This is a genomic window from Kibdelosporangium banguiense (genome assembly GCF_017876405.1).
GTDB lineage: Bacteria > Actinomycetota > Actinomycetes > Mycobacteriales > Pseudonocardiaceae > Kibdelosporangium > Kibdelosporangium banguiense.
Map to the genome: position 1 here is coordinate 3,204,328 of NZ_JAGINW010000001.1, position 24,358 is coordinate 3,228,685.

The following is a 24,358-nucleotide window of genomic DNA, read 5'->3' on the forward strand; positions in this document are numbered from 1 at the left end:
GCCGGTTCACCACCCCCATCGGGACTGCGAAGCCGGTTCCCAGGTCTTTTCGCCGCCGCTGGAGGTGAGGAAACTGTAGGCGGGCAACGGCCCGACGCATTCGGCCACGGCACCTTTGATCGCACCCACGGCAATGCGGACAGCCGTCATTTCGTACTGGCCTACCAGGAAAGCCCAGCGCTCGTCGGTGTGTTCCCCGTCTTCCAGCGATGTTGACTCCCGCGCCAGCGCCGATACCGGTGCCAGCAACGCTTTCGCCCGGCGACGCCGCCATTCGACCAGCCGCTGGGCGATGACCTCGCCCGCCCGGATCCGTTCGTTCAGATTCGAGTGACCCCGCAGTTCACGCTGATCGGGATGCTCGTCGTACACCGCGCGCAACGCGGTGCTCTCGTCGAACCGTAGGTATACGTGGACTTCGACCAGGCCTTCCAGCCGGTCGAGATCTGCCCGCAGCCGGGCCGCGGCCGGAGCGAGCACCTCGGTCCGTACCAGCCCTTCCTCAGCGGCGACGGTCCCGAAACGCATGGGCAGGACCGGCCCGTCCTGCACCAGTTCGGACAGGATCTCCAGGTGTCGCACACCATCCTGCTGATCGAGCACACGGCCGTCCGGCAGCGGGCTGACGACGACCGCCAGGTCCTCCCAGACCACGACTTGGGATGACGTGCCCGTGCGGCCCAACGGATGGGCCGCACGGACGACGCCGTGAAGCTGGAGTCTCACTTCTCTTCCGGTGCGCGCTCAACGGTCGCGGGCGGTGCCTGAATCACACCGACCGGGGCGGCCGGCATGAGTCCGTACGTGCCCGCGATGCCCTGGACCTGCGGGGCGGGCGTCGGTGTCTGGCCGTTGGGCGGGTTCTGCCTGGCCAGCTCGAGGCGCTGCATCGCCTCCAGGTAACGGATGTAGGTGTCGACGCTGGCGATGATGACCTTGATCTCGATGGTGAGCACCTCGATGCCGATCACCGTGATCTTGATCGAGGCGTCCAGCACAAGTCCTTTGTCCAGCAGGATGTTGAGCGCTTCGGCCAGGCCACCACTGGTTCCGGGGAGGATAGGAGTGGTCACACGGATCTCCTCTCGTCTGTGTCCGGTTGGTTCCCGTTGAGCAGGGCCGCCAGGTCCATGGCCGGACGGGAGCCGGACGGCTCGTCGCCCCCGAGCACGGCACGCAGTTCGGCGAACTGGCGTTCCAACGAAATGAGCGCCTGGCCCAGCCGTTCCACCTCGTCCGGCGCGAGCGACCCGGCTGACATTCGGCGCAGTGCCTGCCTTTCCAGCAGGTCACGCAGGATCTCCAGGACCGCGACCACGAGCCTGCCCAGGCCCGCGCCCGCGTCGGCGGGCACCCGCACGCCGCCGGGATTCACTGGATCCCGATCAGCAGCAGGCGCAGGTCGAGCCGGATCAGATCGATGCCGGCCAGCGTGATGATCACGTCTCCGTTGATCACCGCCCCGCCCTGGACCACCCGGTCGAGCAGGTCCACAATGCTGGTGGCCGTGGGGTGTTCAGGCATTACCCACCGCCAGTTCGATGTTCGTGAACGAATACGGCGGCCAGGGGCCGGTGGTCTGCACGGTCACCCCGCTGAAATCCTTGGTGAGACGGTCGATTTCGGAGTGGAACGCCTTTTCCTGGGCCGCCGGGACGAGATAGGCGGTATCGAGCAGTAAACCGTTCGCGTTACCGCGAGACGCGCTGTCGGTGGCATAAGGCAGCAGCGCCTCGTGCAGGGTTCGTGCTGTCATTGTTGCGCGCTTGCGGCCACTCTCGATTCCGGTCAGGCGTTTCTGGCGCATGGCAAGGTATTCGGTCCCGGAAAGGCCGTCCAACGGCGTGTCCGGGACGGGAGACTCATCGGCGAGCCGGGCCCGGACGCCCCACTCGGTGCAGCCGTCGACGCGGTCCAGCCAGACCAGCGCTTCGTCGTGCCGATCGCGAAGCAGGCGCACCGCCGCGTCCTCGTCGCCGAGGACTGTGCCGAAGCGCAGCGGCAGGACGGGATGTCGTTGGAACACCGCACGGATCACGGCGTCGTGCTGACGGGCGAGCACGACGAGCGGACTGTCCTCTTCGGGCGGTTGGGCGGGATCGACGTCCAGTTCCGCGAACCGCGCCAGCTCCATCTCGGCCACCACGATGCCGAGCCCGCGGTGGGCGACCAGCCGGGGTTCGACGTCGGTGTCCAGGCGTAGGTCGAGCGGATGATCCCGGGTGATCGCGTAGGCGCAGAGTCCCCGGTCACTTTTCCTGGGAGGTGCCGTGACTTGGGCGATGATGGCCTTGGTCAGCCGGTCGGCCAGTTCCGCGGTGGCCCGCGACCTTGCCAGCCGCACCGCGTCGGCGAGCACATCCGGGACGTGCTCACGGGCCAGTGCGCCGAGCGCGTCGTCAAGGCTCACGGGAGTGCCTTCCGGGACGCCGGTTGCAGCTCTCCCAACGTTTTCTCCAATGCGGCGAGCCGGTCACGCAGTTCGGCGTTCTGCCGCTGGAGTTCATCGCGCTCCTGCCCCCCGCTCTTGATCGCCGCGTTCGGGCTGAAGAACGGATCGTTGGTCCACCAGTCCATTCCCATCTCCCGGGCGGTCTGGGCCGAGGCGATGAACAGCCGCAGCCGCAGGGTGAGCAGCTCGATGTCCATCACGTTCACCGCGATGTCGCCGACGATCACCACACCCTTGTCGAGCACCCGTTCCAGCACGTCGGCCAGCGAGCTTGAGCCATTGTCCACAGTGGAGCTCACCCGCATCTCTACACGTCGGTCGTACCCCTGGTGTAACGCCGGAGTCGTTCGCACGCCACGAGTTCGCCTGCCCGGTCGACGTCGACCCGGTAGGTCGCCATGACAGTGGTGGTAGCCGGAATCCGTTCCAGCTCGACCACGTCGATCAGTACCGACCAGCCGCCTTCGGCCATGGCCCGGATCCCGGTCACGCCGTCGGGCTGCCGCCCGGACAGCAGGCCGAAGTGCTCAACGGCCTTGCGGATCGCCTGGGCGGGCGTCAGCTTCCCGGGTTCGCCGGCTGGTTGGGGTTGGTGTTCCTGCGATTGCCCACTCATCATCTCGTGTGATCGGCGACACGGAAACCTCGTTACTCCAAGTGATCATGTCCCGGCGGGGTGCCGGGCGGCCTTCTCGGGCAAGGGAAGCAACATTCACTGGGAAGTTCGCCGCAACCAGGGGTGGCGACTGGGCGCATTTCGCCACCCGGCGTTTGAGACCGGGCCATCCGGGTATCTCTGATCACGACTGGGTAACACTTGGCGGCGGCCGGGACATCGGCGAGCCGCCATTCGGCATGACCGAAATAGGTCTGAACCACCCTGGAGGTGTCATGACGAGTCCAGCCGGCCTTCCCATGGAAGACCGGCTGGAAAAAGGGTGTTGGGGTTAAACGCCCGCGGTGCCGCGAATGAAGGAACGGTTGGCGGCGACGCTGGCGTAATTCTGGGTGCCACGGGGGTCGAAACCGCTGTTCTCACCGGTGGAGCACACGCCGACCTGGACGCCGTTGGCGATCTGCGGGCCGCCGGAGTCACCGTGCCACGCGGCGCCGCTGTCGCCCTTGCTGGCGATCGCTTCGCCACCGAAGGCGTCCTCGCTTGTGCCGGTCACACGGACCGTGGCGGTCTTCAGCACGGGCGAGGCCGGGTTGCTGCCCTGGGTGCGGCCCCAGCCGTAGATGCTGTTGGTCGAGCCGACGGCCGGATCCGAGTCGCCCAGCTTGATGTAGGTGGTCTGCACGGCGGAGCTCAGGTGCAGCAGCAGGATGTCGCCGTCAGGGGAAGTCGCCTTGCGGTCGACGGTCCGGTTGGTGCCCTGGCCGAGGTTGACGTTGCCGACCCGCACGGACATGGCCGAGCTGTCGCAGTGCCGGGCGGTCAGCACCCACTGCGGGGCGATGATCGTGCCGGAGCAGGTGAACGAACCGCTGGCGTAGACCTGGGCGCCCCACGGCGCCGAACTGACCGTGCCGCCGCCGATGATCAGCGGCTCGACCGAGGCGGACGCGGCTGGGACCGACATCGCGGACGCGGCGAACGCGAGCGCGGCGATCGAAATCATTTTGCGCATGAGCAGCGCATTCCTTTCGGCAGGGTGAGAAAAGGAATGGCTCGGGTGGCCTTTATCGCGTCCCCGAACGCGCTTTCACGCTAAGTTGCCGGATGATCACCGGTAAACCCATCGATCGTCGGGACATCCCTCGCGAATCAGGCATAAAACACTGGTGGGTGGTCAGTCCGGCAGAAATCGGACCGACCACCCACCAGGGGAATTACCGGGTCAACGACGGAAAAGCAGGGCCCGTTTGACCTCTTGGATCGCCTTGGTGACCTGGATGCCACGGGGGCAGGCGTCGGTGCAGTTGAACGTGGTCCGGCAGCGCCAGACGCCCTCGGTGTCGTTGAGGATGTCCAGGCGGTCGCCTGCGCCCTCGTCACGGCTGTCGAAGATGAACCGGTGCGCGTTGACGATCGCGGCCGGCCCGAAGTACGAGCCGTCCGACCAGTACACCGGGCACGAGGTGGTGCAGCACGCGCAGAGGATGCACTTGGTGGTGTCGTCGAAGCGCTCACGGTCCGCCTGGGACTGGATGCGTTCCCTGGTGGGCTCGTTACCGTAGGTGATCAGATACGGCTTGACCGCGCGGAACGCCTCGAAGAACGGCTCCATGTCGACCAGGAGGTCCTTGCGGGCCTCCAGGCCCTTGATCGGCGCGATCGTGATCGTGGTCGGCTTTCCCTTGCGCGCCAGCAGGTCCTTCACCAGGACCTTGCAGGCCAGCCGGTTCACGCCGTTGATCTGCATCGCGTCCGAGCCACAGATGCCGTGCGCGCACGACCGGCGGAAGGTCAGCGTGCCGTCCAGGTACCACTTCACGTAGTGCAGCAGGTTCAGCACGCGGTCGGTCGGCAGCGCCGGGATGTCGTAGGTCTCCCAGTGCGGTTCGTCGTCGATCTCCGGGTTGAACCGCAACACCTTCAGCGCGACCGTGATCGCGCCTTCCGGTACCGGAGGAGCCTCGCCGCGGATACCCGATTCCACTGTGGCAGTCATCAGTACTTGCGCTCCATCGGCTTGTACCGGGTGAAGGTGACGGGCTTGTAGTCCAGGCGGATGTCCGCCGTGAGCGAGTCGCCCTGCTTGTACGCCATGGTGTGGCGCATGTAGTTCGTGTCGTCCCGGTTGGGGTAGTCCTCACGGGCGTGCCCGCCGCGGGATTCCTTGCGGTTGAGCGCGCCCACGACCAGGATCTCGGCCAGCTCCAGCAGGAAGCCCAGTTCGATCGCCTCGAGCAGGTCGGTGTTGTAGCGCTTGCCCTTGTCCTGCACGGTGATGTGCGCGTACCGGGACTTCAGCGCCTGCACGTCGTGCAACGCCTGCTTGAGCGTGTCCTCCGTGCGGTACACCGACGCGTTGGCGTCCATTGTGGCCTGCAGCTCGGTGCGGATGTCCGCCACGCGCTCCCGGCCGTGCTCGGAAAGGATCAGCGCCAGCTGGTCCTCCACGAACTGCGTGGGCGCTTCCGGCAGGTCGACGTGCTCACGGCCGACGGCGTACTCCGCGGCCGCGATCCCGGCCCGGCGGCCGAAGACGTTGATGTCCAGCAACGAGTTCGTGCCCAGCCGGTTCGCGCCGTGCACCGACACGCACGCGCACTCGCCGGCCGCGTACAGACCGGGGATGACGTGGTCGTTGTCCCGCAACACTTCCGCGTGGATGTTGGTCGGGATGCCGCCCATCGCGTAGTGCGCGGTCGGGTACACCGGCACCGGCTCCTTGACCGGGTCCACGGCCAGGTACGTCCGCGCGAACTCGGTGATGTCCGGCAGCTTGGTCTCCAGGACCTCGGCGCCCAGGTGCGTGCAGTCCAGCAGCACGTAATCCTTGTTCGGCCCGGCGCCACGGCCTTCGAGCACCTCGAGCGCCATCGACCGGGCGACGATGTCCCGGGGCGCGAGGTCCTTGATCGTCGGCGCGTACCGCTCCATGAACCGTTCACCCGAGGCGTTACGCAGGATCGCGCCCTCGCCACGCGCGCCCTCGGTGAGCAGGATGCCCAGACCGGCCAGGCCTGTGGGGTGGAACTGGTAGAACTCCATGTCCTCCAAGGGCAGGCCCTTGCGGAAGATGATGCCCATCCCGTCGCCGGTCAGGGTGTGCGCGTTGGACGTGGTCTTGAACACCTTGCCGAACCCGCCGGTCGCGAACACGACGGACTTGGCCTGGAAGACGTGGATCTCGCCGGTCGCCAGCTCGTAGGCCACCGCGCCCGTGCAGACCGGGTCGCCGTTGGCGTCCGGCGTCAGGCAGATGTCCAGCACGTAGAACTCGTTGAAGAACTCGATGCCCTGTTTGACACAGTTCTGGTACAGCGTCTGCAGGATCATGTGCCCGGTGCGGTCCGCGGCGTAGCAGGCACGGCGAACGGCGGCCTCACCGTGGTTACGCGTGTGCCCGCCGAACCGCCGCTGGTCGATCTTGCCTTCCGGCGTCCGGTTGAACGGCAGACCCATCTTCTCCAGGTCCAGCACCGCGTCGATGGCCTCCTTGGCCATGATCTCCGCGGCGTCCTGGTCCACCAGGTAGTCGCCACCCTTGATCGTGTCGAAGGTGTGCCACTCCCAATTGTCCTCTTCGACGTTGGCCAGCGCGGCACACATGCCGCCCTGCGCCGCGCCCGTGTGCGACCGCGTGGGGTACAGCTTGGTCAGCACGGCGGTCCGGGCCCGCTTGCCGGACTCGATCGCGGCCCGCATGCCGGCGCCACCGGCGCCGACGATGACCACGTCGTACTTGTGGAACTGCATTCGTTATCGGCCTTCGCAGTGACGATTTTTGGTAAGTGGAGTCAGGCGTCCATGTTCGGGTCGAACGTGAAGATCACGAACGTGCCGAGCGCGAGGATCAGCACCATGGAGACGTACAGCAGCATCTTGAGCCAGAACCGCGTCTGGTCCTTGCGCGCGTAGTCGTTGATGATCGTGCGCAGCCCGTTGCCGCCGTGCAGTTCGGCCAGCCACAGCATCGACAGGTCCCAGAACTGCCAGAACGGCGACGACCAGCGGCCGGCCACGAAACCCCAGTTGATCCGGTGCACACCGCCGTCCAGGATGTTCATGATCAGCAGGTGGCCGAGCACCAGGATCACCAGTGCCAGCCCGGAAAGCCGCATGAACAGCCAGCTGGCCAGCTCCCAGTTGCTGCGCCGGGCGGAGGGACGGCGCGGGCTGCGGGGTTTGTCGAGTGCGATCGTCATCACGATCCTCCGAACATGTCAGAGACCGTGCGCACCAACATGAAGTACGCGCCGGGGATCATCACCAGCAGCCAGACCACCAGGATCGTCCACAGCATCTGCTTCTGGTAGCGCGGGCCCTTGGCCCAGAAGTCCACCAGCATCACGCGGATGCCGTTGAGCGCGTGGTAGAGCACCGCGCCCACCAGACCGACCTCGATCAGGTTGACCAGCGGCGTCTTGTAGGTCTCGATGACCTCGTTGTAGGCCTCCGGCGAGACCCGCACCAGCGCCGTGTCGAGCACGTGCGCGAACAGGAAGAAGAACGTGAGGACACCGGTGATGCGGTGCGCGACCCATGACCACATGCCTGGGTCACCGCGGTAGAGCGTCCCGCGTTTGCCGGGCCGCGCTGGGGCTTCGGCGGACATCGGTTTTCAGGCCTCCAACATCGCTGATCACTCGGCTGATGGGGATCGGCAGTCCAACCGGGACAAACACCCACCGGGCCTTGACTGCTCGGATGCTAGTCCGAGCGCCTACGCACAGCCCAACCAACGGTTGCCGTCTGTGACCCAAGAAACATGAAGGGTGTGCCCCCAAAGTGGCGTTGGGAGCATTGGATGCCCCCAACGCCACTTTGGGGGCACAACTCAGCGCGTGGGTGAGGCGGGGTTTGATCACGCACAGTGCCCGGTCGGTTCCGGGGGTGGGATCACCGGCAAACGATTAGGTTACGCCCGGCCGGTGCTGTGCTGAGGTGGTCCTACGGGCGGGTACGGTTCGCCAATTCGCAAGTTCCCAGCGCTTTGCTGGGGTTCGTCGCCGCTCATGAGAGCGGGGAGGGAGACACGTCGTGCGTCGATCGCGCGTTACCACGTTGGCGGCCGTCGCCCTGACCGGTGCTCTTGCGCTGGCCGGCTGCGCCAAGGACTCCGGGGGCGGGTCGACCACCCCACCCGCGGGTGGCGGCACCCAGGCTTCCGGCTGCAAGTTCAGCCCCGTTCCGTCGGGCGGCAGTGGCGGGGGCGGTGCCAGCTCCGGCACGCCGGCCAAGGTCGATGCCAGTGCGTTTAAGGTCGGCCTGGCCTACGACATCGGCGGGCGTGGCGACGCGTCGTTCAACGACTCCGCCGCCGCCGGCCTGGACAAGGCCAAGTCCGACATGGGCGTCAAGGAGACCAAGGAGCTCACCGCGGCTCCCAACGAGACCGAGGACGCCAAGCAGAGCCGGCTGCGCCAGCTCGCGGGCGAGGGCTTCTCCCCGATCGTGGCGGTCGGCTTCGCCTACGCCAAGTCGGTCGAGGCGGTCGCCAAGGAGTTCCCGAACGTCAAGTTCGCGATCGTCGACGACGACACCGTGAAGCTGCCGAACGTCACCGGCCTGGTGTTCGCCGAGGAGCAGGGCTCGTTCCTGGTCGGTGTCGCGGCCGCCTACAAGAGCAAGGGCTGCCACGTCGGCTTCGTCGGCGGTGTGAACGTGCCGCTGATCCAGAAGTTCGAGGCGGGCTTCAAGCAGGGCGTCAAGGCCGCCGCGCCGGACGCCAAGATCGAGAGCGAGTACATCACGCCGGCCGGTGACTTCACCGGTTTCCAGGACCCGGCCAAGGGCAACGTCGTCGCGGCCGGTGAGATCAGCCGTGGCGCCGACGTGGTCTACCAGGCCGCGGGTGCCTCCGGCAAGGGCGTCTTCGAGGCGGCCAAGGGCAAGAACGCGCTGGCCATCGGCGTGGACTCCGACCAGTACAACCAGAAGACGGTCGAGAACTCCAAGGACGTCATCATCACGTCCATGCTCAAGCGGGTCGACGTCGCGGTGTACGACTACGTCCGCGCGGTCGCGGGCAACACGCTGTCCTCGCTGCCCAAGCGGTTCGACCTGAAGGCCGACGGTGTCGGCTACGCCACCTCCGGCGGCAAGATCGACGACATCAAGGCCACGCTGGACGCCTACCGTCAGCAGATCATCGACGGCAAGATCACGGTTTCGGACAAGCCGTCCAACTGATCCAGCAGCTGTAGGCCGGGGCCCGGAACGATCTTCCGGGCCCCGAGCCTGTGTTTCCGGGAGGCAACGATGGCTGACGAGAAGGCCGTTGAGCTCGAGGGGATCACCAAACGGTTCCCTGGGGTGGTCGCCAACAGCGACATCCATCTCGAAGTGCGGGCCGGCGAGGTGCACGCGGTCTGCGGCGAGAACGGCGCGGGCAAGTCCACCCTGATGAAGATCCTGTACGGGATGCAGCAGCCCGACGAGGGCACCATCAAGGTGAACGGCGAGCTGGTCCGGTTCCGCAATCCCTCGGACGCCATCAAGGTCGGCATCGGCATGGTGCACCAGCACTTCATGCTCGCCGACAACCTGACAGTGCTGGAGAACATCGTTCTCGGCGCCGAAGGCCTGCACGGGATCGGCGCGAAGGCCCGCAAGAAGGTGGCCGAGCTGGCCAGGCGGACCGGGCTGAACGCCGATCTGGACATCGCGCTGGAGTACCTCGGCGTCGCCGACCGCCAGCGCGTGGAGATCATCAAGGTGCTCTACCGGGGCGCGAAGATCGTGATCCTGGACGAGCCGACCGCCGTGCTCGTGCCGCAGGAGGTCGACGACCTGTTCGAGACCGTCCGGCAGATGCGTGCCGACGGCTTCACCTTCATCTTCATCTCGCACAAGCTCGACGAGGTGCGCGCGATCGCCGACACGGTCACCGTGATCCGGCGCGGCACCACGGTCGGCACCGCCGACCCGAAGACGATCAGCTCACGCCAGTTGGCGGAGATGATGGTCGGCAGCGAACTGCCCAGTCCGGAGACCCGGGAGTCGACCGTCACCGAGACGGCCGTGCTCTCCGCGTCCGGCCTGCGGCTGCAGGAAGCCGGCTCGGCCCGCGCGATCCTCGACGACATCGACCTGGTCGTGCACGCCGGCGAGGTGCTCGGCATCGCAGGCGTCGAAGGCAACGGCCAGACCGAACTGGTCGAGACCATCATGGGGATGCGCAGGTCCACCGACGGCACGGTCAGCCTATCAGGCAAGGACATCACCAAGCTCGGCACGCTGGCCCGCCGGGAGGCCGGGATCGGCTACATCGCCGAGGACCGCACCCGGCACGGCCTGCTGCTGACCCAGCCGTTGTGGGCCAACCGGATGCTCGGCTACCAGACCCGCGAGCCGGTCTCACGCGGACAGTGGCTGGACATCGCCGGGGCCAAAAAGGACACTCGGCGGATCGTCGAGGACTACGACGTGCGTACCCCGGGCATCGAGGTGGCCGCGGCCGCGCTGTCCGGCGGAAACCAGCAGAAACTCGTGGTCGGCCGGGAGTTGTCGGGCGATCCGGTGCTGCTGATCGCGTCCCATCCGACGCGCGGTGTCGACGTCGGCGCGCAGGCGCTGATCTGGGAGCACATCCGGCAGGCCCGTGCGGCCGGGCTGGCCGTGCTGCTGATCTCGGCCGACCTGGACGAGCTGATCGGGCTGTCGGACCGGATCGTGGTGATGTTGCGTGGCCGTCTGGTGTCCGAAGAGGACCCGGCGACGGTCACGCCGGAGGATCTCGGCTGCGCCATGACCGGCGCGCCTCGGGAGGTCAAGTCGTGAAGTCCTCGTTGCGGGCCAAACTCCTGCCGCCCGCGCTGGCGATCATCTTCTCGGTGCTGCTGTGCACGGTCGCGCTGCTGATCTCGGGCGACAACCCGCTGGACGCGTTCGGTGCGATGATCGGCCAGCTCGGCCGGGGCACCACCGCCGTCGACACGATCAACAGCGGCGCGGTGTACTACATCGCGGGTCTCGCGGTGGCCATCGGCTTCCAGATGAACCTGTTCAACATCGGTGTGGAAGGCCAGTACCGGTTCGCCGCCGTGGTCGCCGCGATCGTCGGCGGCGGGGTCGTGCTGCCGCCGGTGATCCACACGCTGGTGATCATCATCGTGGCGGTGCTGGCCGGTGCGCTCTACGCGCTGGTCCCCGCGCTGCTGAAGGTTTATCGAGGTGTCAGCGAGGTCATCTCCACGATCATGCTGAACGCCATCGCGCTCGGCCTGATCGCCTACCTGGTCAGCACGGACGCGTTCGGCGTCCAGGTGGGCAACAACATCGGCACCGAGCCGATCCCGGAGTCCGGCTGGATGCCCGGCATCCCGATGGGCACCGGCACGCTGTTCGGGTTCGTGTTCATCGCGGCGCTCGTCGGTGCCGGCTACTGGGTGCTGCTCAACCGGACCCGGTTCGGCTTCGAGCTCAAGGCAAGCGGTGAGTCGCCGACCGCCGCGACCGCCGGTGGCGTGGACGCCCGCAAGATGGTGCTCACTGCCATGCTGCTGTCCGGTGGTATCGCGGGCCTGACGGGCTTGCCGGAGCTGCTGGGCCGCGACCACGAGTACTTGCAGACTTCGCCTGCGGGGTATGGCTTCGCGGGTATCGCGGTCGCGCTGCTCGGCCGGAACCATCCGGGCGGGATCGCGCTTGGCGCGCTGCTGTGGGCGTTCCTGGACAAGTCCGCGGTGTCGCTGGACAACGTGGGCGTGCCGCAGGAGATCACGACGATCATGCAGGGAGCGATCGTGCTGTCGGTCGTCATCGCGTACGAGATCGTGCGCCGGATGGAACTGGCCGCTGAGCAACGCCGCGTCGGTCGCCAGCTCGGCCGCGATACCAGCGACATCGCAGCCGGGGGGAGTGTCTGATGACAGCGGGAATCGCGGACAGCCCGGTCGCCGGGCCCGTCACCATGGCGGTGCCGCCCAAGCGTCGCAAGATCCCTGGCTGGCTCAGCGGAGTGCTGTGGGCCGTCGGCGCGATCGCCGTGCTGTCAACGGCTTCGTACCTGACCGGGAACAGTGACCTGACCTCGTCGACCACGACGCAGACCGCGTTGCGGCTGGCGTTGCCCATCCTGCTCGCCGCGCTCGGCGGCCTGTGGGCGGAGCGCGCGGGCGTGGTGAACATCGGTCTCGAGGGCATGATGATCCTCGGAACCTGGGGCGCGGCTTGGGGTTCGTATCACGGAGGCGTCTGGGTCGGCCTGCTGGTGGCGATCCTGTTCGGTGCGATCGGCGGTCTGCTGCACGCCATCGCGACGGTGACGTTCGGCGTGAACCACATCGTCTCCGGTGTGGCGATCAACCTGCTGGGCCTGGGCATCACGAAGTACCTGGCACACCTGATCTTCGAGCCGCTGTCGGGCAACCCGCGGCAGTCGCCGGTGGTGCCGAAGTTCGACACCTACTCCGCGACCGGGCTGACGAACTGGCTGGCGGACCTGGAAACCCAGCAGCGCGTCGTGCTGTCCGATGTGGCCGGCATCCTGCGTGGCCTGCTGACCCAGGTCGCGCCACTGACGATGATCGCGGTCCTGCTGGTGCCGATCAGCTACATCGTGTTGTGGCGCACCAGGTTCGGCCTGCGGCTGCGCTCCTGTGGCGAGAACCCGGTGGCGGCGGAGTCGTTGGGTGTCAACGTCTACCGTTTCAAGTACATCGCGGTGCTGATCTCCGGCGGCCTGGCCGGAATGGGCGGCGCCTCGCTCGTGCTGCTCAAGGACGGCGCGGACTACCTGGAGAACCAGACCAACGGCCGAGGCTACATCGGCCTGGCAGCCATGATCTTCGGCAACTGGCGGCCCGGTGGTCTGGCGGCAGGTTCGGCTTTGTTCGGCTACACCGACGGTCTGCAGCTGTCCGGCCGTGGCCCAGCCGTGCTGGCGTTGCTCTACGCCGCTGTGCTGCTGCTGGTGATCGTGGTGGTCGTACAGTTGTTCCGCCGCAAGTGGTTCGCTGCCGGCGCCTCGGTCCTGGCCGCGGGCCTGCTGTACGCGATCTACTTCTCGGTGGACGAACTGCCCCGCGACCTGACGCCGTACGCACCGCACTTCGTGACGTTGATCGTCCTGGCTGTGGCATCCCAGCGGTTGCGGATGCCACAGGCAGACGGCTTCATCTACAAGCGCGGTCAGGGATCTTAGGTTTTACGATCCCGCTGCCCGCAGTGCCCAGAAGTTGGCGCGGTACTGGTCGTGGATCGGGCCCGACTCGATCCGCAGCAGTGCCTCGTCATTCTCCCGCAGTGCGGACGACGTGTAGTTGTGGCTGCCGGTCATGACCCATTTCGTGTCCTTCTTGCCGGCGTAGGTGCCCTCGATGAGCATGTACTTCGAGTGCACCTCGTAGTTGCCGGAGATCTGGTAGAGCACGATCCGGTCATGGCCGGTCAGATGGCCGCGGCTGCCGTCGTCCAGCGTGGTGTAGACGATCTCGATCCAGCACTTCTGGTCGGCGAGCTGCCGTAGCTTGCGGGCGATGTCGTCGCGGCTGAAGTACCACATGGCGATCCGGATGATCGTGCGCCCGGTCTCGGTCCCCGTCGACGTGTTCCCCTCACACGTGACGTTCTCGTTGAGCATGTTGTAGATCGTGTCGGTGGACTCGTCGCTGCCGGCCCGCGGGAAGAAGTACGTCTTGGTGTTGCCGGCGTTCTCCGAGCGGTAGTAGTCGTTGTCCTTCTTCTTGGCCGCGAGGTCGTTGAAGTACTTGTCGTACGAGGTGTAGAGCGCGGCGTTGCCCACCAGTGTCACCGCGTTGTTCCAGAGCTTGGTCGAGTTGCCGGCGTTGAGGTTCGCCGAGGACTGCACGACCACGTTCGTCGAGCCGGACGTGTTGGAGAACAGGAAGAACTTGTTGTGCATGATCGGGCTCTTGTAGTCGCCGATGCACGCCCGATCCTGAGTGCAGACCGTGACCCGGCTGCCCAGCGCGGTTTTCACGGTCTTGCTGGCGGCGGTGGCGGAGTCGGAGTAGTCCTGCACCATCCGCACGTCGACACCGCGGTTGTGCGCGGCCACCAGATCGGCGGCGACGTTCGCGTCACTGAAGTGGTAGATCGCGACCCGGATGCTCGACCCCACGGCGGCCCCCTGGATCAGCGACCGGATGTGGTTGACGATCACCTGCTGCTTGGCCGGCACAGTCGGATCATTGAAGATCGCCCCCGAGGTCACAGCAGCCGCCGCGCTGGGCACCGGGACAACCAGCGCGACGACAGTTAACAGTCCTGTAAGGAGTTTCCCGAATCTCATCCGCCGAACGTTATCGGCGATCAAAGGCCAAGTCCTCCCGCGCAGGTACCAACTTCGGTAAACCCTCGTAGTAGCGTGTTCGATCATGAGCCCAGACTGGGATGCCCTGCGCGCCGCGGCCATCGAGGCCGCAGCCAGCGCCTACTGCCCATACTCAGGCCTGCAGGTCGGCGCCGCGGCCCTGGTCTCCGACGGCCGCATGGTGACCGGCTGCAACGTCGAGAACGCCTCCTACGGCCTCGGCCTCTGCGCCGAATGCACCATGGCCGGCCAGCTCCGCCTCACCGGCGGCGGCCGCTTCGTCGCCGTCTCCTGCCGCAGCGGCACAGGCGACCTCCTCATGCCCTGCGGCCGCTGCCGCCAGATCCTCCACGAATTCGGCGGCCCCGACTGCCTCCTGGACACACCCCAGGGAATCCTGCCCATGACCAAAGTCCTCCCCGACGCCTTCGGCCCCGAACACCTGCCCACGTGACAGCGTCGGGTGTGCTTGAAAGGTTAGGGTTGCGGCATGAGCCGAGAGCGACTGTCCGCTGTGGACGTGATCCGAACCAAGCGGGATGGCGGGCGTCTGAGCGACGACCAGATCGACTGGGTTGTCGACGCCTATACCCGGGGCGTCGTGGCGGACGAGCAGATGTCCGCGTTGGCGATGGCGATCTTCCTCAACGGGATGGACACCGCCGAGGCGGCCCGGCTGACTCAGGCGATGATCGACTCCGGCGAGACCCTGGACCTGAAGGTCGACCGGCCCACCGTTGACAAGCATTCGACCGGAGGCGTCGGCGACAAGATCACCCTGCCGCTCGCGCCCCTGGTGGCGGCGTGTGGTGCGGCTGTTCCCCAGCTCTCCGGGCGCGGTCTCGGGCACACGGGCGGAACTCTCGACAAGCTTGAGTCGATTCCTGGCTGGCGTGCCCAGCTGTCCACCGACGAGATCACCCGCCAACTGGCTGACGTCGGCGCGGTCGTCTGCGCGGCGACGGAAGGGCTGGCTCCGGCGGACAAGAAGCTTTACGCGCTCAGGGACGTGACTTCGACGGTTGAGTCGATTCCGCTGATCGCCAGTTCGATCATGAGCAAGAAGATCGCTGAGGGTGCGGAATCCCTGGTCCTGGACGTGAAAGTCGGATCAGGCGCGTTCATGAAGAATCTGGCCGACGCCCGGGCGCTGGCGGAAGCCCTTGTGGGCATTGGGAAGCAGCACGGCCGGAAGGTGTCGGCCCTGCTCACCGACATGTCTGTGCCGTTGGGGCTGGCGGTCGGCAACTCCGTCGAGGTCGCTGAGTCTGTCGACGTGCTCAAGGGCGGCGGGCCGCAGGACATCATCGACCTGACTGTGGCTCTGGCGCGTGAAATGCTTGCCCTGGCTGGGATTTCGACAGATCCGGCGGCCGTGCTGGCGTCCGGCGAGGCCTACGAGACCTGGTGCCGCATGATCAGCGCACAGGGTGGTGACCCTGAAGCGCCGCTTCCCACCGCTCAGCATGTGCACATCGTGTCCGCGCCCGAATCCGGCGTCCTGAGTTCCCTTGACGCCTATTCGGTCGGCGTGGCCGCGTGGCGTCTGGGCGCCGGCCGGGCCCGCAAGGAAGACGCCGTGCAGCACGCTGCTGGCGTCCTGTGCCTCGCCAAGCCCGGCGACCGCGTCAGTGCCGGGGATCCGTTGCTGGAGCTGCGTACGGACACGCCAGACGCTGTTTCCGGTGCTTTGGCAGCCCTCGAAGGCGGTATCACGATCGGCGACGCACCCGCGCCGCAGCAACTGGTCATCGACACCGTCCGCTGAAACGAGAAAGGCCCCCGGCGAACCGGGGGCCTGCCTCTCAAGCGAACGTCAGCTGTCGTCGCCGGTCTCGGCTTCTTCCAGCTCCTCCAGGCGTGGCTTCTCGCCGTTGACCTTCTTGCTGCCGCGGGCGCGGCGCTGCTGGCGGGGCAGGGTCGACGGCGGGGCAGCCGGCATTGCGGGGCCACCGCCCATCATCAGCTCCGCGAAGGTGGCCATGGCTTCGTCGAGGTGACCGCCGATGCGGCGTTCGGTCTCCTCGTTGCTCTTCTTCACCAAGGACGTCACGACACTGGTGTCGGGCTGGCTGGCCAGGGTGCCCTGGACCTTCGTCAGGCTCTGCTCCAGGGTTCCGCCCAGCTCGCCAAGGCGGGCCGCGAAGCCGTCCTCGACGGTGTCCAGCCTGGTGGCCATGTCGTCGAGCCGGCCGAGGGCCTGCTCGAGGCGCTGCGCCAGCGCTTCCAGCCGGTCGCTGGCGTCCATCGTCTCCTTGGTCTCGTCCAGCGCCGCGTTGAGGGCGTTGCGCGCCTCGTCGAGGGAGTGGCTGAGGCCGTCGCGGGTCTCGTTGAGGGACTTGTCGAGCGCCGCGGTGCTGTCGGTGATCCGGCTGGACAGGATGTCGCTGGTGCCGCTCAGCGACTTGTCCAGTGCGTCACGGGAGTCCGACACCGAGCTCGACAGCGAGTCGCGCGTCGTGTTGATGTTGTCGCGGGTCTCGTCCAGCCGGTGGCCGAGGCCGTCGTTGACTTCGGTGACGTGCCTGTGCAACGCGTCCTTGGTGCCGTCGAGGTGCTCGTGCACGCCCTCGTCGACCTCGTCGAGACGGCCGCGCAGCGCGGTTTCGAGGGTGTCGATCCGTTCGCGCACCGGCACGTGGACCTGGCCGGGCAGGGTGTCGATGCGCACGTCCTGCTTGTCGAGGTGTGCGTCGAGGGAGTCGATCCGCCGGTGGATGTTCGCCAGCTTGTCCTCGAGACCGTCCATCCGGCCGACAACGCCCTCCATCTTGCCGACGACGCCGTCAAGGCGGCCGTCGAGCTGGGCGAAGGGAGTGGCCAGCTTGTCGACGATCGATTCGACCGCACGCGCGAGGCTGGCGATGGCCGTGTCCTGGGCCTCGAGCTTCGCCATCGCCTCGTCCAGGCGCTCGGCGATCACGCCGACCTCGGTGCGGTCCGGCAGCTCGGACAACCGCTTGCGCACTGATCCGATCGAGTCCAGCGGGGAGAGCCGGGCGTGGATCTCGTCCAGCGCGTCGAACACCTGCTGCTGTTCGCTCTCACGGATCTCGGCCGCGCGCGTCAGCATATTGCGCATCCGGTCGAACGACACCGTGGCGTTGTTGTTCTCGTTCACGGAGGTGACCTTCGTCCTGGGGAGGGGAGACGCAGGGGAGCCTAGCCAGTCCCAAAACGCGTCCATACACCACCCGTTAGTTTCGTGTTAGTTGATCTCGGTCAATTAGGCCGTTCGGCGGTAAGCAACCCGTCGCGGTCGATGACCGAGTGGGCACACTACGTGGGCACGGTTGGACACGATCGGGTGAGGGTAGGGCCAGGTAACGTACTTGCATGTCGACCCCGAACCCGGTTACCCCCGAGGCCATTCGGCGTGCCCCCAAAGTGTTGCTGCACGACCATCTCGACGGCGGGCTGCGGCCGGCCACTGTGATCGAACTCGCCGATGCGGCCAGATATCTTGATCTTCCCACGAACGACGTCGCCGAGCTAGGGCGCTGGTTCACCGAAGCCGCCAACGCGGGCACGCTCGAGCGGTACCTGGAGACATTCGCCCACACCTGCGGCGTTATGCAGAGTGAGGATGCACTCGTCCGGGTGGCCTCCGAATGTGCACAAGACCTCGCCGACGACGGGGTCGTTTACGCCGAGGTCCGCTACGCCCCGGAGCTCTTCACCGAGAAGGGCCTCTCGCTCAACCGGATCGTCGAGGCGGTCGAGGCCGGCTTCCGCGAAGGCGAGCGCGCGACCGGCAACAAGATCAGGATCGGCACTTTGCTGTGCGCGATGCGCCAGAACGCACGCTCGGTGGAGATTGCCGAGCTGGCGGTGCGCTATCGGGATCACGGCGTGGTCGGCTTCGACATCGCCGGCCCCGAAGCCGGGTTCCCGCCCACCCGCAACCTCGACGCCTTCGAGTACCTGCGCCAGCAGAACGCGCACTTCACGATCCACGCGGGCGAATCCTTCGGCCTGCCCTCGATCTGGGAGGCGATCCAGCACTGCGGTGCCGAACGACTCGGCCACGGCGTGCGGATCATGGACGACATCAAGATCGACGGCGACGGCACGGCACACCTCGGCCGGCTCGCCAGCTACGTCCGCGACCGCCGGATCCCGCTGGAAATGTGCCCGTCCTCCAACCTCCAGACCGGCGCGGCCCCCTCGATCGCGCAACACCCGATCGGCCTGCTCACCAAGCTCCGTTTCCGCGTGACCGTGAACACCGACAACCGCCTGATGAGCGGCTGCACAGTCTCGAGCGAGATGGCCGCCTTGGTGGACGCTTTCGGCTACGGCTGGGCCGATCTGCGCTGGTTCACCGTGAACGCGATGAAGTCCGCCTTCATCGGTTTCGACGAACGCCTCGACCTGATCAACAACATCATCAAGCCCGGCTACGCCGCCCTGCTGGCCGAGAACGAGCGACACCCTTCGGAATGACCAGGACGCGGTCGCGCGGCCTCGCACCAGGGCCGCGCGACCGCCCTGACTCCGCTCCCAGCCCCGGGGCGAAAACAGGCACCCTGCATTTCAGGCGCGCGGCGGTTCACCAGGAATTCGCCAGGGGGACCCCTGATTTTTACGTTACCGCAGGGGCCTGACAGTTTCGCGGTTTCCGCAGGTGGGGCCAGGCTTTGGGTAGCCGTGGCCTCAGGGCAGGGCCACGGCTGTCAGCAGGATTGCGCCGGCGAGGATCTCGACCCAGAAGTAGAACCAGATCGGGTAGAAGGCCGCGGGCCGGTCGAACACACGGCTGACCAGGCGGCCGAAGGCCATTCCGAGGACGGCGGCAGCCACGGTGACCACTATGCCGGTGGCGCGGGAAGGTTCGATGGCGGCGAAGGTGAGCAGACCGGCGATCGCGACCCCGAAGCCGCCGTAGACCGCACGAACTTCCGCACGCCCCTCACCGCCCTGCAGGCTGATGCGGAACGGGGCGACGAGTGCCTGGGGAGCGGCCAGGGCGAACACGCCCATGCCGGCGAAGAACAAGGCCACCACAGTGATCAGCACGCTTGACATGGCAACGAGTGTGGCCGCGGCGAAACCCGGGCGCTGTCACGCAACAGCTATCGAGACGCCGGTGGCGAGCAGCCGACTGGGCGTGAGCCCGAACATGCGGCGGAACGCGGCGCTGAAGTGCGACGGTGTGGCGAACCCGGCGTCGGCCGCGGCCCGGGTCAGGTCGCCGCCGCGTGAGACAACCTGGGCGACGATGAGCATGCGGGCCCACCGCCGGTAGGAGCGGACGCCTGTCCCGGTCTGCTCGACGAACAGGTGCAGGAACCGGGACAACGACAGGCCTGCCTGGGCGGCCAGCACGGCGGCTGGGGTCTCGATGCCGTCGGCGCTGTGCAATGTCCTTGTGGCGGCGAGGATTCGTGCGTCTGTGGGAAGAACAGCCAACTCGATCAGCGAACCACCGCGGATCGCCAGCCCGGACAGCACGTCTTCGTCGCGATGATCCACAGCGATGACGTGCCGATCATCCATTCGCGCCCGGCAGGCGGCTGCGGCCGCTGGTTCGAGGTAGCAGAAAGCCGTCGCGCGCCCGGAAACGGTGATCTTGTGGGGAAGACGAGGCGGGACAAGGGCCGACCGGACGCCGGTGATCGAGTGGCCGGGAACGTCGACCGTGACTGTGCCGTCGAGGCCGAGCACGAGGCAGGCGACGGAACCGACGTGTGTGTCGAGCCGCAGGGAAGGGCCGACGTAGACCGCGTGTCCTGGCGCCACCCAGAGACGCGCCGAAGACAGAACAGCCCCCAAAGCGGCGTCGACGGCCGCTTCGGGGGCTGGGGACATCAGTGGTTGTTCAGCCGGTCCTCGAAGCCGTTGACCAGCTTCTGCCAGGCTTCGACCTCGGCGTCGAACGGGGCGCTGGGCACGAGGCGGGTGGGGTCGGGCCGCAGCACGAACGAGACCAGCCAGCCCAGGGACTCCGACTCCGAGAGGGCCTCGCCGACGCTCTTGTCGCCGGCCCAGTCGGCCGCGTCGGTGAAGAGTTCCACCGCGAGGTCGAGCTGGGTCGGGTCGATGGCGTTCGGGCCTTCGGCGATGTCGTCGGCCAGGCCCTGCAGCACGTAGGTGTTGTCGATGTGGACTTCCACGTCGAGGCTGCCGTCGGTCGCCTTGGTGACGACCTCTTCCCACGTCGAGACCTCGGTCAGGTCGTTGTCGGCGAGTTCCCCGGAGGCGATGTGCCGGCCCAGCGCGCGGGCGGAGGAGAACACGTCGATCTTGCCGTCGGAGCCGAGGAAGACCGGCTCGTCGTCGAGGTAGCAGCGCAGGGTGTAGTACTCGCTGCCATCGGTGATGATCTTGATGGGGTCGATGCCGACCTCGGCCCAGAAGCCGGTCGGCGCCGGGGCCGCTGAATCCTCGGCCGATTCCGGCGACTCCTCCGAGTCCGAATCTGATTCCGAGTCAGAGTCGGCGTCGGACTCCGAGTCGGTTTCGGCCTCGGCCTCCTCGTCCTGGAAGGCCGTCAGCTCCTCGGCCGCCACCTCGAGCGCGGCCTCTTCGACGTCCGGTGTCGCGACCATCTCGTCGATGGCGTCGAGCACCTCGTCCCACCGCTCGACGATCGTCTCGGCCAGATCGGTCCACCGCCGCTCGCCCTCCCGGCCGGTGAACGCGAGGGTGCCCTGGTCGAGCAGGTCGAACCCTTCGGCCGCACCGAGCACGTCGTGCACGGCGTCCAGCTCGCACACATCCGCCAGCGAGCGCACGATGGCCACGATCCCGGCCAGTTCGTCCAGCGTCCAGGTGTCCGGGTCCTGCGCCGCCAGCTCGGGCACGCCGACCAGGTCGTACTGGTGTTCCTCATCCGGCAGCAGCTCGGGCACCGACAGCTTCGGCACCACCGGCCAGGCCGGGTGGTCCGTCAGGTCGTGCTCGGCCGCGGTCCGTACGAACGCGGCGAGGTGAGCCGCGTCGGGGAACCCGTACAAGTCGTCCTCGTCTCCGAGGAACGCCTCCCAGTCCTCGCCGTCCTCCCGCCAGCGGGGAGCCCAGAGCGTGACGACGTCGCCCTGTGGCAGCCCCAGCTCGATCGGGACGATGTCCTGAGCCATTGGCCCTCCGCCTTCTCCTGCTCGATCCCGTGATCAGCGCCCATTCTGGGCGTACCGAACGCGGGCAGCCTACGGGTTTTGCCGACCGCGTCGATCACCGGTCGGATCGCAGCGACGAAGGATCGAACGAGAACACGTCGTCGTCCTCATTTTCGCCGGGTGCGGAGGTGATAGTGCCGTGTGCGGTCGCGGGCGGTGCGGCGGGTGGGTGGTTGCTGACCACGTCCCAGCCCGCGGCGCGGGCCGGGGCGATGCCCATCGCGCCTTCGAGCTGCCCGGCGACCTCGTCGCCCAGCACCAGGGCGAGCTGGTTCAGGCTGCGTTGCGTCGCGAACTGCGCCGCCTGTTGCGCGGTCGCGGTGATCGTTTCGCCGAGCCAGCGAACACCGCGGTGCAGTGCGGCGGGGTGCAGCCGCAACGACTTCATCTCGCCGGTGGCGGTCGTGGTCACCTCGACCAGTCCGTCGGGGTCACGGGCGGAAGCCAGGATCGACCCGATGCGGCGCTGCAGGTCCTCGCTTGCCTTACGGCGTAGCTCGGCCTGCTGCACGAGTTCGTCAACAGGAGGTTCGGTCACCGCATGATCCCGTCGAAGTCGTCCGGCTCTTCGGGCAACGCCTCGGCACGCATACCGAGGTCCTCGAGGCTGCGCGCCGTGCTCGGGCTGACGACCGGCCCCAGCGACGCGTGCATCCGTCCGTTCGCGATCCGGGTGGCCTGCGCGGCGAGCCGCATGACTTCGTTCGCGACCTCGTCAGGATGACGGCCGAGCACGGTCGGCTTGAGGTCGACCGCACGCAGCATCCCGCCGGGACTGACCGACACCGTGATCGCGTTGTCCCCGGAGGACGCCTCGCCGATGATCGGGCCGTTGCGCCCGATCTGCGTGCTGACCCGGTCCCCCGCCTCGCTGACGCTCCGGCCGAGCCGGTCCAGCTCGTCCTGCACGTGATCCTCGTTCCCCACACCGGCGAGTCTATGGCCACACTCACTTGGCGTAAGCGCGAAACAGCCGAATTACGCTATCCTGGCGATGCGCTACGACCGCCGCGCGTGGGGCCCAGTCCGGGAACTTGGGCGGTCATCGAGGAGCCATTCGTGGCTGTAGTCGCTCTCATCCTCTTGATCGTGCTGATCTTGTTGTGCCGCCGCCGGGATGTCAGTGTCCGGCTGGAACTGTTCGAGTCGGTCCGGGTCGTGATCGACGCCCGGGCCGAACACTGCGCGTGCCGGCCTGTCCAAAGCGTGGATACGTTGCCAGAACTGGAAATCCGGTAGCTCCCTGTCCGCAGACCGGCTTGAGTTTGTGCCCCCAATGCCACATTGGGGGCATGCGATGCCCCCAATGTGGCATTGGGGGCAAACAACTCGGGTGCGGATGTGGCTCAGCCGGTGGGGCGGTAGAAGCCCATGAAGGGCATGCCGATGTTGGAGGTTCTGATCGGGTTGATCTGGACGGGGTCGCCTGCCTCGATCATCTGGCCGTTGCCGATGACCATGGCGACGTGCCCCTTCCAGACGACCAGGTCGCCGGGCAGCAGCTGGCTCGCGTCGGGCACGGAGGCGCCGATGGCCTGAGCCGCGGAATGGCGTGGGAGCTCCATTCCGGCGCCCGCGTAGGCCCATGAGGTCAGGCCGCTGCAGTCGGTGCCGGAGGGTGGATTCGAGGCGCCCCAGACGTAGGGCGTGCCAAGGGCGGTCAAGGCGTTGCGGACCGCCGCAGCGGCGATCTCGTTCGGTGCTTCCACGGAGGCGCCGCCGGGCAGGTTGATGCCGACGCCGCTGCCCGGCTGCGGTGGGATCGCGACCGGCAGACGCGGGCCAACGGCAGTGCCGCCCCCGCCACCTCCGCCGCCTCCACCCCCGCCTCCGCCACCGGAACCCGAGCCGCCGCCGGAACCGCCGTTGCCGCCGCGTTCGGCGGCGGCCAGACCACTGTGGGTGCCGGCGCTTTGGGCGGACGTTCCGGTGCTGGGCGGCGGGCCCATCGAGGTGCCGAGGCCGCCGAGGGCGCCGGCGTCGACCTTGGGCAGGCCATTGAGCTTGGCCACCAGCGGGGTCAGCTGGTCGCGGACCTTTTGCAGCTCCTGCGCGGTTTTGGTGGCGTAGTCGTCGGCCTTTGCCTTGGCGTCGGCGGCCGCCTGGGTCCAGGCGCCGGGGTTTCCGCTGCGCATCGCCGCCTCGGCGGCCGACATGATCGGGGTGGCCCAGCCGACGAACTCGTCGATCAGCTTCTGGATGCTGCCGCGGCCGGTGGTCACCGCTGTGACCGCGGTACTCGCGGCCTGCTGCGCGGTGGAACAGTTGGCGGACAACGTGGTCATCGCGTTGGTGAACGAGGCCGAGCGGCCCTGGAAGGAGCCTGCCTGGTCGCCGTACCAGCCCTGCAGGGTGGTCTTCGCCTGCGACTCCTGGCGGCCCTTCATCTCGTTCAGCGCCGTCACGCCACGGCCGAACGTCTCCGCGGCGCGGCTGCCCGAGCCGGTGTCACCGTCCAGTTTGGCCAGATGTTCCCGCATCGGCTCGACCAGGCCACCGACGAATCCGGACGCACTCATATACGTTCGGCTTTCTTGATCTTCTGAGCGTGGTCGGTCTGCTGCTGTTCGTACGAGACCAGCGCGTCGCCGACGGCTTTGGCCAGGTCGCCCAGCCCGGTCGAGGAGGCTGCCACGCCGTCCAGCTGGGCCTGCGCGGCCTGCTGGAAGGCGCCGTTCAGGCCTACCTCGGCGCCGATCTTGCCGAAGCAGTCGCCGGGCAGCGCGGTGACGCCGCTGAGCGTCCCGGTGCCGACCTTGCCCAGCTCACCGGCCATCGCGGTCATGGTGCTCTTGTACGACTCGAGCGCCTCGGGCTCGACCTTGAAGCCGTCCGGCATGTTCCCCCCGTCCGTCCTGTCCTGGCCCTACTGTGCACTACGACGCACAGTCCCG

Annotated in this window: 29 protein-coding genes; 8 read left to right on the top strand and 21 right to left on the bottom strand. The window is 67.3% G+C overall.

Features of this window, described 5'->3' with window-relative positions:
• Window positions 1-6: 6 nt before the first annotated feature.
• The 12 genes from JOF56_RS15350 to sdhC all read right to left on the bottom strand — a co-directional run bounded on the left by JOF56_RS15350 (window position 7) and on the right by sdhC (window position 7,680).
• A complete protein-coding gene (locus JOF56_RS15350) occupies window positions 7-726 on the bottom strand; it encodes a GvpL/GvpF family gas vesicle protein (protein ID WP_209638347.1) in 720 nt (239 codons plus the stop codon).
• Window positions 723-1,073: a gas vesicle protein GvpJ gene (gene gvpJ, locus JOF56_RS15355; protein ID WP_209638350.1), complete on the bottom strand. Its 351-nt coding sequence runs from the start codon at window positions 1,071-1,073 to the stop codon at window positions 723-725. The genes JOF56_RS15350 and gvpJ (JOF56_RS15355) overlap by 4 nt, the downstream gene beginning before the upstream one ends.
• The gene (locus JOF56_RS15360) at window positions 1,070-1,360 is read right to left on the bottom strand and encodes a gas vesicle protein K (protein ID WP_209638352.1); all 291 of its coding nucleotides are present in this window, start codon (window positions 1,358-1,360) and stop codon (window positions 1,070-1,072) included. Before JOF56_RS15360 ends, gvpJ (JOF56_RS15355) begins: the two co-directional genes overlap by 4 nt.
• Window positions 1,361-1,371: 11 nt before the next feature.
• Window positions 1,372-1,524, bottom strand: coding sequence for a gas vesicle protein GvpJ (gene gvpJ / locus JOF56_RS15365; RefSeq protein ID WP_209638354.1), 153 nt, complete (start codon window positions 1,522-1,524; stop codon window positions 1,372-1,374).
• Complete coding sequence (locus JOF56_RS15370; protein ID WP_307855114.1) at window positions 1,517-2,410, bottom strand: GvpL/GvpF family gas vesicle protein; 894 nt, start codon at window positions 2,408-2,410, stop codon at window positions 1,517-1,519. Before JOF56_RS15370 ends, gvpJ (JOF56_RS15365) begins: the two co-directional genes overlap by 8 nt.
• The gene (locus JOF56_RS15375) at window positions 2,407-2,757 is read right to left on the bottom strand and encodes a gas vesicle protein (protein ID WP_209638357.1); all 351 of its coding nucleotides are present in this window, start codon (window positions 2,755-2,757) and stop codon (window positions 2,407-2,409) included. The genes JOF56_RS15370 and JOF56_RS15375 overlap by 4 nt, the downstream gene beginning before the upstream one ends.
• A 2-nt stretch (window positions 2,758-2,759) precedes the next feature.
• Complete coding sequence (locus tag JOF56_RS15380) at window positions 2,760-3,068, bottom strand: gas vesicle protein GvpO (RefSeq protein ID WP_209638358.1); 309 nt, start codon at window positions 3,066-3,068, stop codon at window positions 2,760-2,762.
• Between the two features lie 331 nt (window positions 3,069-3,399).
• Entirely contained in the window at window positions 3,400-4,083 is a 684-nt protein-coding gene (locus JOF56_RS15385) for a S1 family peptidase (RefSeq protein ID WP_209638360.1), read from the bottom strand.
• A 210-nt stretch (window positions 4,084-4,293) separates the two neighbouring features.
• Window positions 4,294-5,067 (bottom strand): succinate dehydrogenase iron-sulfur subunit, encoded by a 774-nt coding sequence (locus JOF56_RS15390; RefSeq protein ID WP_209638361.1) that lies wholly within the window; start codon window positions 5,065-5,067, stop codon window positions 4,294-4,296.
• Window positions 5,067-6,821, bottom strand: coding sequence for a succinate dehydrogenase flavoprotein subunit (gene sdhA, locus JOF56_RS15395; protein ID WP_209638362.1), 1,755 nt, complete (start codon window positions 6,819-6,821; stop codon window positions 5,067-5,069). The genes JOF56_RS15390 and sdhA overlap by 1 nt, the downstream gene beginning before the upstream one ends.
• 41 nt (window positions 6,822-6,862) lie before the next feature.
• On the bottom strand, window positions 6,863-7,270 hold the full coding sequence (locus tag JOF56_RS15400; protein WP_209638363.1) for a succinate dehydrogenase hydrophobic membrane anchor subunit: 408 nt from the start codon (window positions 7,268-7,270) through the stop codon (window positions 6,863-6,865).
• Window positions 7,270-7,680: a succinate dehydrogenase, cytochrome b556 subunit gene (gene sdhC / locus JOF56_RS15405; RefSeq protein ID WP_209638364.1), complete on the bottom strand. Its 411-nt coding sequence runs from the start codon at window positions 7,678-7,680 to the stop codon at window positions 7,270-7,272. The genes JOF56_RS15400 and sdhC overlap by 1 nt, the downstream gene beginning before the upstream one ends.
• A gap of 425 nt (window positions 7,681-8,105) precedes the next feature.
• Between sdhC and JOF56_RS15410 the strand changes: the two genes are divergently transcribed.
• The 4 genes from JOF56_RS15410 (at window position 8,106) to JOF56_RS15425 (ending at window position 13,212) form a co-directional block, all read left to right on the top strand.
• Entirely contained in the window at window positions 8,106-9,257 is a 1,152-nt protein-coding gene (locus JOF56_RS15410) for a BMP family lipoprotein (protein ID WP_209638365.1), read from the top strand.
• 69 nt (window positions 9,258-9,326) lie between these two features.
• Window positions 9,327-10,847, top strand: a complete 1,521-nt coding sequence (locus JOF56_RS15415; RefSeq protein WP_209638366.1) for an ABC transporter ATP-binding protein — start codon at window positions 9,327-9,329, stop codon at window positions 10,845-10,847.
• The gene (locus JOF56_RS15420) at window positions 10,844-11,935 is read left to right on the top strand and encodes an ABC transporter permease (RefSeq protein ID WP_209638367.1); all 1,092 of its coding nucleotides are present in this window, start codon (window positions 10,844-10,846) and stop codon (window positions 11,933-11,935) included. The genes JOF56_RS15415 and JOF56_RS15420 overlap by 4 nt, the downstream gene beginning before the upstream one ends.
• Window positions 11,935-13,212 (top strand): ABC transporter permease, encoded by a 1,278-nt coding sequence (locus JOF56_RS15425; protein ID WP_209638369.1) that lies wholly within the window; start codon window positions 11,935-11,937, stop codon window positions 13,210-13,212. The genes JOF56_RS15420 and JOF56_RS15425 overlap by 1 nt, the downstream gene beginning before the upstream one ends.
• Before the next feature lie 3 nt (window positions 13,213-13,215).
• On the opposite strand, the gene JOF56_RS15430 is transcribed toward JOF56_RS15425, so the two are convergent.
• A complete protein-coding gene (locus JOF56_RS15430; RefSeq protein ID WP_209638371.1) occupies window positions 13,216-14,322 on the bottom strand; it encodes a phospholipase D-like domain-containing protein in 1,107 nt (368 codons plus the stop codon).
• Window positions 14,323-14,407: 85 nt separating this feature from the next.
• On the opposite strand from JOF56_RS15430, the gene JOF56_RS15435 reads away from it, so the two are divergent.
• Window positions 14,408-14,797, top strand: coding sequence for a cytidine deaminase (locus JOF56_RS15435; protein WP_209638373.1), 390 nt, complete (start codon window positions 14,408-14,410; stop codon window positions 14,795-14,797).
• 36 nt (window positions 14,798-14,833) lie between these two features.
• Window positions 14,834-16,111: a thymidine phosphorylase gene (locus tag JOF56_RS15440; RefSeq protein ID WP_209638375.1), complete on the top strand. Its 1,278-nt coding sequence runs from the start codon at window positions 14,834-14,836 to the stop codon at window positions 16,109-16,111.
• A gap of 48 nt (window positions 16,112-16,159) precedes the next feature.
• Here JOF56_RS15440 and JOF56_RS15445 read toward each other — a convergent pair whose 3' ends face one another.
• Window positions 16,160-17,425 carry a coiled-coil domain-containing protein gene (locus JOF56_RS15445; protein ID WP_245379576.1) on the bottom strand — a complete coding sequence of 422 codons (1,266 nt, stop codon included), beginning with the start codon at window positions 17,423-17,425 and terminating at the stop codon, window positions 16,160-16,162.
• Window positions 17,426-17,679: 254 nt separating this feature from the next.
• Between JOF56_RS15445 and JOF56_RS15450 the strand changes: the two genes are divergently transcribed.
• A complete protein-coding gene (locus tag JOF56_RS15450; RefSeq protein WP_209638379.1) occupies window positions 17,680-18,789 on the top strand; it encodes an adenosine deaminase in 1,110 nt (369 codons plus the stop codon).
• A gap of 210 nt (window positions 18,790-18,999) precedes the next feature.
• On the opposite strand, the gene JOF56_RS15455 is transcribed toward JOF56_RS15450, so the two are convergent.
• The 5 genes from JOF56_RS15455 to JOF56_RS15475 form a co-directional block, all read right to left on the bottom strand.
• Window positions 19,000-19,371 carry a DUF4345 family protein gene (locus JOF56_RS15455; RefSeq protein WP_209638381.1) on the bottom strand — a complete coding sequence of 124 codons (372 nt, stop codon included), beginning with the start codon at window positions 19,369-19,371 and terminating at the stop codon, window positions 19,000-19,002.
• A gap of 36 nt (window positions 19,372-19,407) precedes the next feature.
• A complete protein-coding gene (locus JOF56_RS15460) occupies window positions 19,408-20,154 on the bottom strand; it encodes an AraC family transcriptional regulator (RefSeq protein WP_209638383.1) in 747 nt (248 codons plus the stop codon).
• Entirely contained in the window at window positions 20,154-21,425 is a 1,272-nt protein-coding gene (locus JOF56_RS15465) for a SatS C-terminal domain-containing protein (RefSeq protein WP_209638385.1), read from the bottom strand. The genes JOF56_RS15460 and JOF56_RS15465 overlap by 1 nt, the downstream gene beginning before the upstream one ends.
• Before the next feature lie 94 nt (window positions 21,426-21,519).
• Entirely contained in the window at window positions 21,520-22,002 is a 483-nt protein-coding gene (locus tag JOF56_RS15470; protein ID WP_209638387.1) for a YbaB/EbfC family nucleoid-associated protein, read from the bottom strand.
• Window positions 21,999-22,391, bottom strand: coding sequence for a YbaB/EbfC family nucleoid-associated protein (locus JOF56_RS15475; RefSeq protein ID WP_209638389.1), 393 nt, complete (start codon window positions 22,389-22,391; stop codon window positions 21,999-22,001). The genes JOF56_RS15470 and JOF56_RS15475 overlap by 4 nt, the downstream gene beginning before the upstream one ends.
• A 132-nt stretch (window positions 22,392-22,523) precedes the next feature.
• Here JOF56_RS15475 and JOF56_RS15480 point away from each other — a divergent pair, with 132 nt between their 5' ends.
• On the top strand, window positions 22,524-22,703 hold the full coding sequence (locus tag JOF56_RS15480) for a hypothetical protein (RefSeq protein WP_209638391.1): 180 nt from the start codon (window positions 22,524-22,526) through the stop codon (window positions 22,701-22,703).
• A gap of 107 nt (window positions 22,704-22,810) precedes the next feature.
• Here JOF56_RS15480 and JOF56_RS15485 read toward each other — a convergent pair whose 3' ends face one another.
• The gene (locus JOF56_RS15485; RefSeq protein ID WP_209638393.1) at window positions 22,811-23,983 is read right to left on the bottom strand and encodes a C40 family peptidase; all 1,173 of its coding nucleotides are present in this window, start codon (window positions 23,981-23,983) and stop codon (window positions 22,811-22,813) included.
• Entirely contained in the window at window positions 23,980-24,303 is a 324-nt protein-coding gene (locus JOF56_RS15490; protein WP_209638395.1) for a type VII secretion target, read from the bottom strand. Before JOF56_RS15490 ends, JOF56_RS15485 begins: the two co-directional genes overlap by 4 nt.
• Window positions 24,304-24,358 lie beyond the last annotated feature (55 nt).